General features: G+C 37.5%; 9 protein-coding genes and 1 tRNA gene. 8 read left to right on the forward strand and 2 right to left on the reverse strand.

All coding sequences use genetic code 11. The annotated features are described in order from the left end of the window. The first annotated feature begins 2 nt into the window (after positions 1–2). Positions 3–1,394 (forward strand): DHA2 family efflux MFS transporter permease subunit, encoded by a 1,392-nt coding sequence (locus tag EQ921_RS14470; protein ID WP_128332166.1) that lies wholly within the window; start codon positions 3–5, stop codon positions 1,392–1,394. Positions 1,395–1,473: 79 nt separating this feature from the next. Here EQ921_RS14470 and EQ921_RS14475 read toward each other — a convergent pair whose 3' ends face one another. Continuing rightward, on the reverse strand, positions 1,474–2,211 hold the full coding sequence (locus EQ921_RS14475; protein WP_128332167.1) for a hypothetical protein: 738 nt from the start codon (positions 2,209–2,211) through the stop codon (positions 1,474–1,476). A gap of 336 nt (positions 2,212–2,547) precedes the next feature. After that, complete coding sequence (locus EQ921_RS14480) at positions 2,548–4,989, reverse strand: heavy metal translocating P-type ATPase (RefSeq protein ID WP_128332168.1); 2,442 nt, start codon at positions 4,987–4,989, stop codon at positions 2,548–2,550. Between the two features lie 168 nt (positions 4,990–5,157). Here EQ921_RS14480 and EQ921_RS14485 point away from each other — a divergent pair. From EQ921_RS14485 to EQ921_RS14790, 7 genes are all read left to right on the forward strand, one after another. Further along, positions 5,158–5,229, forward strand: a tRNA-Arg gene (locus EQ921_RS14485). A 347-nt stretch (positions 5,230–5,576) separates the two neighbouring features. Next, on the forward strand, positions 5,577–7,484 hold the full coding sequence (locus EQ921_RS14490; protein ID WP_128332169.1) for a type VI secretion system Vgr family protein: 1,908 nt from the start codon (positions 5,577–5,579) through the stop codon (positions 7,482–7,484). 8 nt (positions 7,485–7,492) lie between these two features. Continuing rightward, positions 7,493–8,545 (forward strand): hypothetical protein, encoded by a 1,053-nt coding sequence (locus tag EQ921_RS14495; RefSeq protein ID WP_128332170.1) that lies wholly within the window; start codon positions 7,493–7,495, stop codon positions 8,543–8,545. 69 nt (positions 8,546–8,614) lie between these two features. After that, positions 8,615–9,499: a hypothetical protein gene (locus EQ921_RS14500; RefSeq protein ID WP_128332171.1), complete on the forward strand. Its 885-nt coding sequence runs from the start codon at positions 8,615–8,617 to the stop codon at positions 9,497–9,499. Positions 9,500–9,513: 14 nt separating this feature from the next. After that, entirely contained in the window at positions 9,514–13,695 is a 4,182-nt protein-coding gene (locus EQ921_RS14505) for a PAAR-like protein (protein WP_128332172.1), read from the forward strand. 114 nt (positions 13,696–13,809) lie between these two features. Beyond that, on the forward strand, positions 13,810–15,024 hold the full coding sequence (locus EQ921_RS14510) for a hypothetical protein (RefSeq protein ID WP_128332173.1): 1,215 nt from the start codon (positions 13,810–13,812) through the stop codon (positions 15,022–15,024). Between the two features lie 72 nt (positions 15,025–15,096). Continuing rightward, positions 15,097–15,258, forward strand: a complete 162-nt coding sequence (locus EQ921_RS14790; RefSeq protein WP_164875655.1) for a hypothetical protein — start codon at positions 15,097–15,099, stop codon at positions 15,256–15,258. The last annotated feature ends 127 nt before the right edge of the window (positions 15,259–15,385 follow it).

Here is a 15,385-nt window from a genome sequence, read left to right on the forward strand (position 1 = left end):
TTATGTCTGAGGTAAAAATTTCAAAATGGCTTCCCTGGATTGGAGCTATGGCTATCTTTATGCAATCGCTGGATGGTACTATTCTTAATACAGCACTTCCATCCATTGCACATAATTTAAACAAGTCTCCGTTGGAGATGCAATCCATTATTATAGCCTATACCTTAACTCTGGCTTTATTGATACCTTTAAGCGGCTGGCTTTCCGATAAGTTTGGTTCACGCAATATATTTATACTGGCAGTAGCTATATTTACGATAGGTTCTTTAGCCTGTGCTTTATCCACTTCACTCTCAATGCTTATAGCCATGAGAATTGTTCAAGCGATAGGAGGCTCTATGATGGTTCCCGTATCACGATTGGTACTTATTTATGTGTATCCCAAAAACCAATTATTGAAAATAATAAATTTTGTAACTATGCCGGGACTGGTAGGACCTGTTATTGGCCCTACTTTGGGAGGATGGCTGGTAGAAGTAGCTTCCTGGCATTGGATATTCTTAATTAACTTACCGATTGGAATTTTGGGCATAGTGCTGGCATGGAAAATTGTTCCTAATTACAAAAGACTTAAAGGACCCTTTGATTTCAAAGGCCTTTTTCTTTTCAGTATAGGTCTGGTATTGCTTTCACTGAGCCTTGAATTTGCCGGTGACGGACTGGCAGGTGGAACAAGCATCTTTTTATTGTTTATATTAGGCATTATTCTTCTCAGGATTTATGTATATTATTCAAAAAGAACCTCAGATCCGCTGGTCAATTTAAATCTGCTTAAAATACGAACCTTAAGAATAGGTTTAATAGGGAACCTGGTTACCCGACTGGGAATAGGAGGGGTACCATTTATGCTTCCGCTAATGTTGCAGGTAGGATTTGGAAAAAGTCCAACGGTATCCGGGATGATGTTGATTTTTTCAGCCATAACTACTATTATAGCAAAATCCTGGGTAGTTCCTCTGGTTAAATATTTTGGTTATAGAAAGTTATTAATGTATAATACTTTTTTTTTAGGATTAGCTATTTCTTGTTTTGCCCTTCCCAATCGGGAAACCTCATTGCTTTGGCTTATTCCTATTTTAGTAGTTTACGGAGCTTTTAATTCAGTACAAATGGCCTCCATGAACAGCATAGCTCTTGCCGATTTAACTCCGGAAGGTGCCAGCGGAGGAAATACTATGCTGTCTGTCATGCAGCAATTATCCATTAGCTTTGGTATATCTTTAAGTGCCATGATCTTAAGAACCTATACAGCTATACCCATGTTCAACTCTGTATCCGGAGCTTTTAAAGCCTCATTTTTGACTCTTGGAATAATTACCCTACTGTCTGCTTTTACATTTAAATTTTTAAAGCCTCAGGATGGATCCGAAATGTCAGGAAACAGACTGAAGTAAGATTAAATTTATAGATAATTATTATAAAAAAGGTAAGTTAGAAACTAACTTACCTTTCCTAGTAAACTTAATGAAAAAATTACTTTATTTGAGAAATTGTGAAAAAAGTATCCGAAGTTGGTGAAACCGAACTCAAAGCACTTACACTTAAAACGGTTTTGGCGCCAAAAGCTACTTTGTCTCCGGCGTTTAAACTTACAACACTCGATACTTTGCGTATCGGCGAAGAAATGTTTCCCAGGCTAATTCCTAACACGGATATGTTCAGGCTGGTAAAAGTTTCTTCTGCAATCAGAGTGGGGGATTTTGTTCCTACAGGAGTAATAAATATTCCTATGCCCGTATTAGCATTAGCAGAAAGTCCCAGAAAGCTGCTGTCCATGGTAAATTGTGCATATAAATTATAAATGCCATCTTCAGGAGCCGTAAATTGATAGGTGGATATATCGAAACCATTTCCAATATTAAATCCCGGAGAAGCTACATTATCAAAATTAATGGTTCTCCATCCGCTTAATAAATTTAATCCTAATACAGTACTTTTTGATTTGCTGCAACCTCTGACAAATATGCGGGGCATTTTAACAAATTCCGTAACCTCTCCCCGTTTAACGTATCCGTCTCCGTCAATAGTTATGATTTGTTTTACACTTTTAGAAGTTTTAGTAGAAGATGTAGTAATTTGGTCGGCATCGCGCATTCGTATCTGTCCTACAACATCCAGCATAGCTGTTGGCTGGTCTGTTCCGATGCCTACCTGAGTGTACATAGTTGTACATAGGGAACAAGTCCCTAAAGTAAATAAAAGTTTTTTCATGTTAATAAAAAATTAAATAGTAATACTCGTTTTAATGAATACTGGAGTATTAATTTTTATTGAACAAATATACAATATATATTTATTGAATAATTATATAAATAATTGATATTTGTTATAATTACCAATCAATATGTATAAATATAATTTAATTGTAAATAGTTATAACTAGCTATTCATAAATCTTATGTAAGTATAGGCGAGAAGAAATATGTAAATAAAAAAACTCAAATTTCTTAATAAATATTAAGAAATTTGAGTTTATTATTAATCGAAAAAGTACAAATTTGCCTTTAAATCCATAAATAAAGGATAGAAAAAGGGTAGCGTATAAGGCTACTTTTTAAGCTTCAGAAGCAAGCTGTTTGTCACAACACTTACACTGCTGAGGGCCATGGCAGCACCAGCAATCATAGGGCTCAGAAGAAAACCGTTTACAGGATACAGAATTCCGGCAGCAATAGGTATCCCTATCACATTGTATATAAAAGCCCAGAAAAGATTTTGTTTAATTGTAGTAACAGTTTGTTTCGATAATTTTATTGCCTCGGAAACTTTTATTAAGTCACCGGATATAATGGTCATTTTAGCGGTATCCATAGCTATATCCGAACCTTTTCCCATTGCAATGCTTACATTTGCCTGTGCTAAAGCTGCACTATCATTTATTCCGTCTCCTACCATAGCTACCACTTTTCCCTGAGTTTGTAATTTTTTCACAAAATCTATTTTCCCCTGCGGAGATACAGCTGATTCGTAATTTTTGATTCCTGTCTGCGCTGCAATAGCTTTTGCAGTTGAAGCATTATCTCCGGTTAGCATATAAACCTCAATATTTTGTTGCTGCAATAAACGGATAGCCTGTGTTGAAGTTTTTTTGATCTGATCTGATAGGGCAAGGCATCCTAAAACTTTCTCCTGGCTGGCAAAAATGATGACGGTATTTGCCTGTTTTTCTTTTTCATCAATCCAGGTAACTACTGATTCAGGTATTGGAATTTTTTGCTCGTTGATAAGTGAGGGATTTCCTACCCAATAGTTTTTATTTTGATAACTTCCAGATATCCCTTTACCGGATACATTTTCAATTTTCAAATCATTGATAAAAGTAACGGCTTCCGCAGATAAATAGTTTACCACAGCATCAGCCAGCGGATGTTCGGAAGATTTTTCAATGCTGTACAGGATGCTTTTCATTTGCGTATCGTCATCAGCCAGCCAGAAACAGTCATTCACTGTGGGTTTACCTTCGGTAATGGTACCTGTTTTATCGAGGATCATAGAAGTTACATTTTTAGTGGTTTCCAGACTTTCGGCATCTTTAATAAGTATTCCTTTTTCCGCTCCTTTACCTACACCTACCATAACCGCTGTAGGCGTAGCCAATCCCAGCGCACAAGGACAGGCAATTACCAGTACGGTAACGAAACACTGTAGTCCGTAGATAAAACCGTGGCTGCCCCCCCAAAGGATCCACAAAAGTAAGGAGAGTAAAGCCACTGAAAAAACTACCGGAACGAATATACCGGCTATTTTGTCAACTAATTTCTGAACCGGAGCTTTACTTCCCTGTGCTTCCTGTATGGTTTTAATAATTTGAGATAAAAGAGTATCACCTCCTGTTTTCTCAGCCCGAAACTGAAAACTTCCCTTTTGGTTTATTGTGCCTGCAAATACCTGTGAGTCTCTGGTCTTTTCTACAGCTATTGGTTCTCCGCTAATCATGCTTTCGTCTACAAAGGAAGAACCGGAAGTCAGGATTCCGTCAACGGCTATTTTTTCGCCGGGTTTCACCAATAAGATCATTCCCGGTTTTACCGTAGCTACCGGCATTTCCATCTGATGCCCGCCTTCATGAACAACCGTAACGGTTTTTGGTTGTAAACCCATCAGCTTTTTTAAGGCGGAAGAAGTGTTGCCTTTGGCTTTTTCTTCCAGAATTTTACCTAATAGAACAAAAGTGATCACGACAGCTGAGGCTTCAAAATACACATGAGATTCTAATCCCCGGCTGGTCCAGAATGAAGGAAATAAGGTATTAAAAACGCTGAATATATACGCAATACCTGTACTTACGGCTACCAGAGTGTCCATGTTGGCAGAACGGTGTTTGGTCTGCTTGTAGGCTCCTATAAAAAACTGCCTTCCGTAAAAAAACACGACCGGAGTTGCTAACAGCCACATGGCGTAGTTTGCCCACCCGGCATGCATCAGTCCGGGAGTCATTCCCAATACTACTAAAGGAATTGAAAACACAACGGCTCCCAGGGTTTTGGCTTTTAACTTTTTAAAATTATTTTTGTGTATATCTTCCAGGGTATCCTGGGCTTCTTCACTTTCATCAATGAGCAGATCATAGCCAGCTCCCTGTAATGAGTGTTTTAACTGTTCGGGACTTATAAGGCCGGGAATATATTCGACAGAAGCGGTTTCATTGGCGTAGTTTACCGAAGCTGATATAATTCCGGGCTGTTGTTTAAGAATATTCTGCGAACTGTTGGCACAGGATGCGCAGCTCAGCTTCATTACCGGGAAATTTTTTTTCACGGTGGACACTTCGTATCCCAGGTCGCGTATTTCTTTTACAGCTTTGGGGATAGCCTCCGCCAGATTATCAGACGTTATTTTAGCCCGACGGTTATTCAGTTCTACCTGATGCTCCGTAATTTCCGGAAGTTTTTCCAATCCTTTTTCTACCACTAAGGCACAATGTTCGCTGTCTACATTTTCCAAAGGAATATAAACGGTATTCTTAGTATGTATATGTGTGTTATTCATGGGGTTGTATTAGAGTTAATTAACTACTAACGGTCAAAAGTTATTCCGTTTTTAATTAAAGCAAAGGTAGAAGTTAGGTTTTGAAACTTCCTTATACAATTATGGATGAAATTTATACTATGCATATTTCCGATAATTTTTATACTTTTGCAAAATCAAATTCAAAAAAGCCTCATAGTTCAATGGATAGAACAAAAGTTTCCTAAACTTTAGATGTGAGTTCGATCCTCGCTGGGGCTACAATCTGAAATATAAAAAACCATCTGCAATCCAGATGGTTTTTTGTATGGAGTCTGCCAGGCCGGAGTCAAACGTACCCGCTAGCCTTTTTTTATTTTTATATCCCTACGCGAATTTATAATAACTCAGTACAAATTTTGAAAAAATAAATGCCTGATTCTTAATAGCTAAACAAAAAGAAAATAATTTTTATAGGGATAAATTCCCTGTTATTTTGTTTAATTTGTATAACATTGTTATAATTTCTAATAAAAATTTAATATTATTTTTATTATTATCTTAAAATAAATTTTAATTTTGTTATTTAAATAATTGAATTTTTTTATAAATTTTAATAAACTGATTTCATGGAAACTTATGATCCCGAAGATTTTGCCGGTCTTCCGTTTCGCCTTTTACCGGAAGAAGAAGAAAAAAAATATTACGCCCGCTACGGAGGCAGTAAAGACAGCCAGTACGGAGACTCTCAGCTGGTGTCAGTGAAAGTACAGATTAACGGAAAAGATTATTTTGAGCAGACTCATGTTCAGCTGGAACTTACACAGAGCATTTATGGAGAACATCAATTTCAATTAACCGCCGATCCGGATGAATTCGGAGAAGGTTCCGCCTATTTGTTACAGCATTCCCGTGAGCATTTGGGGAGTCGCATTACTCTGCAATTCCGTCAGTCCGGATCTACGGCTTCAGTATTTACCGGTATTATCACCCAGTTGTCCACAAGCAAAAAGGACGGCATCAAGCAGGTCATTCTTAGGGGAAAATCTCCCTCTATGCTCATGGAGAACGGACGGCACTGTCGCAGTTTTGAACAAAAGACCCTGGAAGAAATTATAAAACAGGTAAGCCGGAATTATCCGCGGAACCTGATACAGTTTGATGTGAATTCTAACTATAAAGAAAAGCTGGCGTATACTACGCAGTATAACCAGAGTGATTATCAGTTTCTGCAATCTCTGGCTGCGAGGTATGGGGAGTATTTTTATTATTCCGGTGAGCAATTTATCTTTTCAGCCTGGGGAGGTAAAATTGTGGAATTGGTAGAAGGGGAAGACATCTATGATTTTGAACTGAAGATGGAAGTTCAGCCTCAGAAATTCAGCTATACCGCCTACGACCCCCAACAGGGAACCTCCTATACAACCGCTTCCCAAAATCTGAGAATACAACCCTCGGAGAATCCTTTCCAGCAATTTGCCCAGAATGCCTCCGAACAGATATTCAATGTAGAGCCCACAGGGCATTTTACTCAGAATCTTCTGCCTCAAAATCAGATGGATATGCAAAAAACGATGGAAAGGGAAGGAAAGAAAAGGCAGAATCTGGTTTTTATGGAAGCCACGACCAATCATCCGGGTTTACAGGTAGGAGATATAGTCAAAATGATGGCCTGGATGCCGGGGCATGAGACCTTCAAATCCGGGAAAGTTCCGATAGAATCCTATAAAATAATAGAAATCACCCATCGTTTTGCCGATGGAGAAGGGTACAGTAACAGCCTGATAGGAGTTCCGAGGGATTTGACGGTTCCTCTACTATTTGAAGATACTCTTTTCCCTAAAGCAGATCTGCAACATGCCACGGTAACCGATAATCAGGATCCGTTAAAGATGGGGAGGGTACGGGTACAGTTTGTCTGGCAGCAGACCGACAACGAGCAAACTCCCTGGATACAGGTAATACAGCCCCATGCCGGAACAGGCAAAGGAACCTACTTCAATCCGGAGATAGGGGAAACGGTGTTATGTGCGTTTCAGGGGGGTAATGCGGAATGTCCTATTGTATTAGGAACCGCCTATAACGGAGGAGAGATTGCAGCGTACTACACGCAGGGGAATGATGTTAAAGTGATACAAACGAGAAGCGGAACCAAGATCATTTTTAATGATGCTGAGGGACAGGGCTCTATATTGATCGAAGATCCTAGTGGAAATACCTTGTTTTTAGATGGGGAAGGGAATATAAAGGTTCATGCACCCGAAACCCTATTTATGGATGCCAGGAATGTAGTGGTTTCCGCTTCCCAGAATATTAGCCTGAGTGCCGGAGAAAATATATCCACGATGGCAGGGGAAGATTATCATCTGGCAGCCGTTAATATTTATGAAAGTGCCGGATCCTACAGGGAAAGTAAGGCTAAAGAAATAGTTGAAACCTCAGAAAAAGGAACTTATTCAGCCGATACAGATCTGGTACGTTTGGAAAGTGGTTCCATGGTGAAGTCCAATAGTGCGCAACAAACCAGTTTACATTAAAAAAAGTCATGTTTGAAGGCAAAATCATACGAACTATTGGGGGAGAAAGTGTAAAAAAGGCAAGTTATTCCCTTAGATTAACAGCTACTCAGGGTGACCTCACTTTTAATTCACCCACCCAGGTAGTAATTAACGGAAAGCAAGGAGGAGTAGAATATAGGAATGATTATGTTCCGGAAAAAGAGGAAGATAAGGTTACTGAAGTTATCCAGTTAGAAATTACCAAGGAAATTACGGGATATACCCTTCAGGATTTGAAAGGGTTTGAAAAAGCCGTAGTGAAAACCAATGGCGATTTTGGTATTTCCTATTATGATACAGCAGTGATTGTTCCTACCTATAAAACGAATATAAAAAAGGTAAAAATAACTAAAGACGGTAATATTTTATCTCAGGAAACAGCCGGAGAATTTGATGTAACCCGGGATGCCTGGTATTATTTAGGAGCTACAGAATTTAAAGAGTATAATATACCCGTAGAGGGTAAATATAAACTTTTAAACAGAGCTTTTGTTCCCTCCAGTTACACTGAAAATTTATATGATACTATTGAAGTTGCCAATTATCCAAAATTTACCATTTTTGGAGCTCATGCCAAAGCCTATATTCTGACTTGTTCCGGAAACAGAAAGATTGCTGCCCAACCATTAGAAACAATGCAAACCCTTGACGGAAGAAAAATTAGCGGAACCAGAACAGACCCTGGATTTGCAACAGATGTCATGGTACATATAGGAGGGTATTATACGGTGGATATATTAGGGAAACGTTTGGGAGGATCCTATGGTTGTTTTGGTTTTATACAAAAAGAAAATATTTTACCTACTCCCGAATTGGCAAGAAAAGCATCTGAAAGTTTAGATCCGTCAAGCTTAGATCCGAAAAGTAATGCTTTTGCAGTGCATACATCCAATAGTGCCTGGAAAAAGATTACTAATCAAATTGATACTTTGTGTGCTCAACGAAAACTGCAAATTCTATTGTTGGACAGAGATGAAACTAAAAACTATATTCCTGATGAAATTTTATATATAGATGCTTATATCCCTGTCGAATCCTGATTGTGATCATTTTTTTGATCTACGGGATTGAATACGTTTTATTAAAGTGACCTAAAATGTAAATAAGCGATGCAAGTAAAGGACTGGAAAAATACACGGATATATAAAGTAAACCATACGTTGGAGGTAAAGGAACGCTCACAAAACAAGCAGAGCCGAATTACTTTTGATATGGGAATTGGCTGCCTTTCGAAGGAAGGCAGCATTCAAAGGATTTTTACCAAAGAAAATTACCGGATAAATTCGCAGTTGCCTAACGATCATCATATTCGTTTAGTGTGTGATCTGGAGCAAGCCTTATATCCGTTGGTGATAGAAGTCAGCCCCTATGAAAATTATGAAAGAATACCCGCTTTTGGCTTATGGAAAAATGACTGGTGGAAAAAGTCGGAGGAAGTTTTAAAAAATAAATATGAGGGAGACTTTGCTGAAAATTTGCGGAACCAGTACCGGGAAATGATGGAAACAGAAGAAAAACTGAAGCAGAAAATTCAGGAAGAAGCGTTCTGGCGATTGTATTTTTTAGGTATATCTGAAGAGCAAAAAGAGAAATCCTGCCGTTGGAATATACTGAAGGCCGGAACCCTGTATTTTCAGGGAGCCGTTCAAACGGCAATCAAAGAAAATGAAGTTTTTTCCCGGTATACCGGAATTCCGGAGCTCTGGGAAGATAATTTTACGGAGAACCTTAACAGACTTTTGAAAATTAAAAAAAATACGCCTTTATTTCTTACTGCGGAAAAGTTAAATGCCGATTGTACGGTTACGGCGCATTGGGAAAAAAATACGGGAAAATTGCTTGCCAAAGCTGCAGATGTAAAAGTGTATTCTATCGATCAGGAGTATTCTTATTCAGAAAAAATAGAAATTAACTTTCATAGTATAAGTATGAGGGAAATTACGCATCCCCGCTCTTTTTCTTTTCAGCTTTCTGAAAAAGAAGAAGATATATAAAACAGTACATTCATATGCCAGATAATAAATCAAAAATTACCGGAGTTATCGTAGTGGAAGGAGCGAAAATGAACTGTTCCCTGGGTAACTTATCTCAAGTGCCCCTTACGGTAAATCATAAAGAAGATGATAAATATTTTATCAACCAGAAGAAAATAGCCACCTGGCGGGAGGAAAGCATACAACACATGAATTTTGGAACTTGTAAAAGAAGTAATCCACAGCCTGCCTGCACTCCTGATATTTCCTGGAAGGATTATTACGAAAATGCCGAATTCGGAAAACAAAAAATACTGATTGATCAATCCCGGGGGACATGTAAATATAAAGGGACGGTAACCATAGCCCAGCATGGGCAGAAAAGCCAGCCTTCTTCCCAGCTATATAAAAAAAACAATAAAAATTCCTATGAAATTTTTATGCTCAGCCCTCAAGTGGCTGCTACCCAAGGCAAACAGCCACCTTCCGTAAGTAAAATAGATCTGGTGGTTTTACCTTCCAAGACTATTCCTGCCAACCGAGAAGTAGCTTTTGAAATAGGCGGAGCCCTTAAAAAAATTACGCTGGTTGCTACCGTGGGTAAAAAAGATGATAAAAGCCTGGTTAGCTGGGCAGTATATCGGGGCGACGATCAAAAAAACAGGATAAAAACCTATCTGGAACACGGAAGCACGTTAGATCTGAATCTGGAAGAGCTGCCCGAAGGCAAAACCACCATTTTCGGATACGGAAAAACGCCTTCCGGAGACTCTACCAAAATAATTATCAACCGCAAGCATAATCAGCTGGAAGGGATTGGGGTAAGCCTGTCGGGAGTTCCTATGGAAATTGCAGGAACCGCACCTAAAAAAACTCCGGTGCTCTTTACCCCCCAATATAGCTTTCCTCTTCCTGCGAAAAAGGGTTTCCCTATTAACTGGAAAAGAAAGACTAAATGGACCATTGCGGATGACAAAGGAACGATTTTATATTCCAGCGCCTTGGGGCCATTGTCCAGCTACCCCCAGGGGCTTGTTGCTATAAGTACCGCAGAAGAAACCTTAGTTGCCATGTTTATCAACAGCGGAAGCTATCAGGTTACCCTGGAAGATTTTACCTTTAGTTCAGTCACGCAGGTGTCAGTGAAAAAAACACAGTCGGTTACGATAAAAAACCGTACAGCCGGAGCCATCCTAAATAAAAGCGGTGAGTCTTTAAAAATACGGAAAAACGGTCGTATCCATCTGGAAGCCTCCGGTATTAAATTTGATTACGGATTTGAAGGATTGGGACAAAAAGCCTACTGGCATGTACAGAAAGATAGCGGGAAAATTATTAACTTAGGACTTCGTAAAGATGTGAACATGACCGTTTCCCAACTGATAGAAGAATTTAAAAAGCAGCAGGTGCTGATTAGTAGCCCGTATGGACTTTATAAATTTCAGATTGACGGGGAAGAAAAAAATCTGATATCCATTGGCAGCACTTCAGACACGGCAGTAGTAGAGGTAGGTAAAAACCGCATGGAAAGCATTGAAGGCCCCGAAAAAATACCGGTGGGAGCTCAGGTAACTTATAAAATTAAAGCGTTAATGTCTTTGGCAGCCGGCGAGTCTGTTGCGTGGGCCCAGCCCCTGGCTCCGTTTATACAATTTTCCTTATCCGCAGACCGGAAAGAAGCCCGGCTGCAACTCAGCCAGCAGGGAAAGGCGCATTTGTCTGCTTCTTTAGAAGGGGCCGAGGTAAGCTCGCAGCCTATACAGAAAACCGTGGAGGCTTCCTATGTTTTTTTGAAAAAGGCCCTTTGGTGTTACAGCAACGGAAAGCGAAGAGCTGAAACGGGCTGGGAGGAACCATGCTTTATTCATGTATCTTTGGAAGGGCTTACACGTACTCCCGTTAAGCTCAGGGTATGGGTAGCACATCCCGAGGCCGGAAAAGAAGCAAGTATCGCTAAGGATGCCTGCCTGCTCAAAGAAATGGAGGCTACCCTGAATGATAAGGGAAGCTGCCAGATACCTTTTATTGCCGATAAGGAAATCAAAGAAAAAATACAGAAAGTTATACCGGAAGAAAATAAGCAGGTTTCGCTGTTTTTTACACTGGAGTTTACCGCAGGGGAACTCTTGGACTTATCTGACATCCCGCTGATACACCAGGAAAACAAGCAGGAAGTACCCACGGTAGCAACTCAAGGCAAAATCCAGCACCTGGTACTGGACCCTGACGAAGATCTGAAACTGCCGGCAGTTCCCCGCATAAAAGCCATTAACTTTTCTAATGAAGCCGCAGACGATATACAGGTAGGGGTAACCCAGTACGGGAAAAAGCATAAAATCTGGATACACACCGTAGGTATGCCCAAACAAAAGCTGGTCGTCATAGTATATAAACAATTGCTGAAAGAAGATTTGAAGGAGACCTACAACCATAAAGAAAAAGCTTTTGCCGCTACGGCACAGGTGAAAAAATATGAAGCAAAAGAAGTAGGAGCCGACGGCTTATTGACACTGGATTTTACTCCTGAGAAAAAGGATGCCGACGGAGACCCTCAATTGTTCTATGTGGCAGTGTTTAAAGAACAAAAAAATGAGAAAGACGAAACGGTTTTGATGGAACTAGGCTCTCAGCTAAAATCATTGGACAGCCTTCCGTTTGATCAAGAGCTTAATAAAGATGCCACGCAGGTAGGTATTGTAATGCCCACTCTGGAAGAAGGTCAAACCCCTACGGCGGAACAGCTGAAAGCCATTGTTTCTAAATTTTTCCATTTTTATAACCCGCTCTATGTGTCTGAAACCGGAACGATAGAAGACCAGCAGGTTATCTCTCCGGTATTAGTAGAAAGAGGAGAAAGTAAAAAGACAAGAACCTGCTATTGCGAGCGAGACTTTACGGAAGAAGAAATGAAAAGTCTACTTATTCATATGAATGGAAATGATAAGATTTGGTTAGACGGATTGATAACAGATAAAAGCATAAAAAGCCTTACCCGTGAATTAAATCTAATGTTCCGCAGATATCATATAGACAAGTGTATACAAAAGATAACCTTTTTAGCACAGGTAAACGCAGAGATAGGATTTTTCACCTTATCTAAAGAAAAAGAAAGTGCTTACAAATCGAGTAAATCTTTTTATAAAGGACGTGGTTTAATACAGTTAACCGGAGACTTTAATGATGCAACCAAGAATTATGATCTTCCCGGGCCTTATGAAAAATACGGAATTTATTTAGTAAAAAACGGTTATCTGAAAAACGGACAAGAAAATATATTTATTACGAATCCGGAATTAATAGCTACAGATTTGCACTACGCAGTAGATAGTTCCGGTTGGGAATGGAATGTATATAAAAAGGCACTAACATACGAGAGAGATTATGGCGTTGCATCAAAAAATGCAGATGCTAAATGGAAACGAGATACTTTTCCGAAAGGATTGGGTAAATCTTTAAATGAAATAGCTTTAGTATATGAAGAAACAGAAGAAGATAAATACTTTTGGTTTCAATCAAAAATATTAAATGGATATACATTATCAGACAGAGATTCTCCAGATCCCCACGGTTGGACAAAACGAAAAGAAGGATTACGAAAAGTAAAGCAATGGTTTAAATACGATAAGGAAGTTTGTAAGGGAGAAAAAGAATTGGAATTTAGTAATGAAGGTAGAGCTCCTTGGATGATAATTGCATGGGATGAATATGAAAAATATAAAGGATTGATTGAACAAGAAAGCCCATTAAAAGAAAAAATTCCTATATATTTTGAAATTTCATCTGCAAAAGGTTTGAATTACAATCATAAAAATCCTTGGTGTGGAGCTTATATAGTTTGGTGTTTTGAGCAGACAAAAGAATTTAAAAATATTAATAATCCTAAGAGTGCTGCTGCATTTGGATGGTTAGCAAATAATTGGAAAAATGGTGAAAATTGTGAAGCTTTTGTTGGTGCAACTATTATTTTTGATTTTTCTCATGTAGCATTTATTGTTGGTGAAAATATAGATGGAACCAAATACGTATATTTAGGAGGAAATCAAGGAAATGGTGATAAAAGAGCTGGATACCAAAAAATATCTTTGGGATCTGTATCGAAAAAAAGTAAGTCGATTTTGGGAATTACAAAACCAAAAAAATATATAGTTATGGAAGATGATAAAAAACTTCCAAAATATGATGTAAATAAAGAAAATACAAAAGCTAGTTCAAGATAAAATTTTAAAAATTAAATTATGTTAAGTAATAAATTTAAATATATAAGTTTCTTTTTATTTGTGTTTAATATTATGGGTTGTCAAGAAAAACAGAAAAGTAATATAGTATCAAAAATGGAAAAAGACAATAAAAATATTGAAATTATATTGGAAAAACAACTTAAACAAGGAGCTAATAATTATATTGATGATCCAGGAGTTGAAATTCCAAAGAAAGCTTTTGAATTTGAGGAACTAAATGTATCTATGTTTTTAGTAGATAGTTTATTAAATTCAAATGGATATAAAACACCAATTCAATCTGATTTCAATAAAAATATTAAATTAAAATTAAATAGAATAATTGATAACAATTCAGATAAACAATTTTTATATATTAATTTTTTTAATAAATGTGACAGAGATTTTAATTATTTCCCTAATAATGGAGTAGATTATAATGGAATTTATATAGATAAAGTTAGAAAAATAATTTCTAAATTTTACTACATTCCAGAACTCATAGATTATCAAAAGAACTACCCTAATGTATCTAAAATTGAAAATCAAGTACAGTTACATTATAGTTTAAATGAAAATAATTATACCATAGAGTTATGGAAAGATTTAGATTCAAGAAATGACGATTATAGTTTATCAAAACAAAGAAAATTTAACCAGCAATTACTTATTTCCCGCAATAAATATTTATTTAACGATGATCAAAGTCAATTTGCCTGGCTAATCAATAATGATAAATATTTTATGAGGAGCTTAGTGACCACCTTTGGCTATACAGAAGATAAAAAATTACTCAAATGGGTAATAGAAAATACAGAATTACCATATTTTGATAAGAATGCCAAAACAGAAAATTTAAAGGATTTAAGTAAACTAATATGGACAAAAGATTGTAATGGAAACATACGAGTTCATCAGAATACTTTAGATTTAATAAAGGAATTATCCACACCGGATGATAATCTTTATATTAAATATATAGCAGAGTATATATCTAATTATATGGTATCTTTTCCATTTAAAGAAGAAGAATTAACTATTGAACAACAAGCCAAGATAGCAGCATATATCTTATATTGGGGAGAACAATATAAATACGATAAACAATATAATTATAATCAAATGTTCATGACCCGATTCTACAATTATAATTATCAAAAAGATTTATACGAAAAAGAGTTTATAAAGAATAACTATTACGGCTTACCCAAATTTAAAGAATGGTATGAAGCCGCCAAAAAAGAAAAAGACTACTTTAATGGAGGCAAAGGAATGGAAGATGATCCCCAACCCTCAGATTATGAATCAAGAGCTAAATATATAAAGTAAATTATTTTATCATAAAGACGGTGCAGGGACCTCTAACTATGCAAGTGATACCGCTTGGTGTGCATCTTTTGTATGCTGGGTATTAGAAATTCAACCCCAAAATTTGATTCACCGCATTCAGCTGGTTCCAGATCTTTTCTAACCCATAATTTCGTAGAGCGTTGTGAAGTATTTTATGGAGCTATGGCTGTATTTTCCGATTGTGATTCTACGGGAATCAATATAAAATTATAGGGACATGTAACCTTTGTATATGGTAAATTATTGGATAAAAATACGTACATAGGTTTAGGTGGTAACCAGGGGGATATGATTACTTTATCTCCTAATTATCAATTTCATGGTAAAGCTTTTCCAATGA

It is taken from the genome of Apibacter sp. HY039 (genome assembly GCF_004023655.1).
Taxonomy (GTDB): Bacteria; Bacteroidota; Bacteroidia; order Flavobacteriales; family Weeksellaceae; genus Apibacter; species Apibacter raozihei.

Coding starts and splice junctions, on each gene's coding strand:
- EQ921_RS14470 (WP_128332166.1), top strand. CDS start 3: ATGTCTGAGGTAAAAATTTCAAAATGGCTTCCCTGGATTGGAGCTATG.
- EQ921_RS14510 (WP_128332173.1), top strand. CDS start 13,810: ATGGAAAAAGACAATAAAAATATTGAAATTATATTGGAAAAACAACTT.
- EQ921_RS14790 (WP_164875655.1), top strand. CDS start 15,097: ATGCTGGGTATTAGAAATTCAACCCCAAAATTTGATTCACCGCATTCA.
- EQ921_RS14475 (WP_128332167.1), bottom strand. CDS start 2,211: ATGAAAAAACTTTTATTTACTTTAGGGACTTGTTCCCTATGTACAACT.
- EQ921_RS14505 (WP_128332172.1), top strand. CDS start 9,514: ATGCCAGATAATAAATCAAAAATTACCGGAGTTATCGTAGTGGAAGGA.
- EQ921_RS14490 (WP_128332169.1), top strand. CDS start 5,577: ATGGAAACTTATGATCCCGAAGATTTTGCCGGTCTTCCGTTTCGCCTT.
- EQ921_RS14500 (WP_128332171.1), top strand. CDS start 8,615: ATGCAAGTAAAGGACTGGAAAAATACACGGATATATAAAGTAAACCAT.
- EQ921_RS14495 (WP_128332170.1), top strand. CDS start 7,493: ATGTTTGAAGGCAAAATCATACGAACTATTGGGGGAGAAAGTGTAAAA.
- EQ921_RS14480 (WP_128332168.1), bottom strand. CDS start 4,989: ATGAATAACACACATATACATACTAAGAATACCGTTTATATTCCTTTG.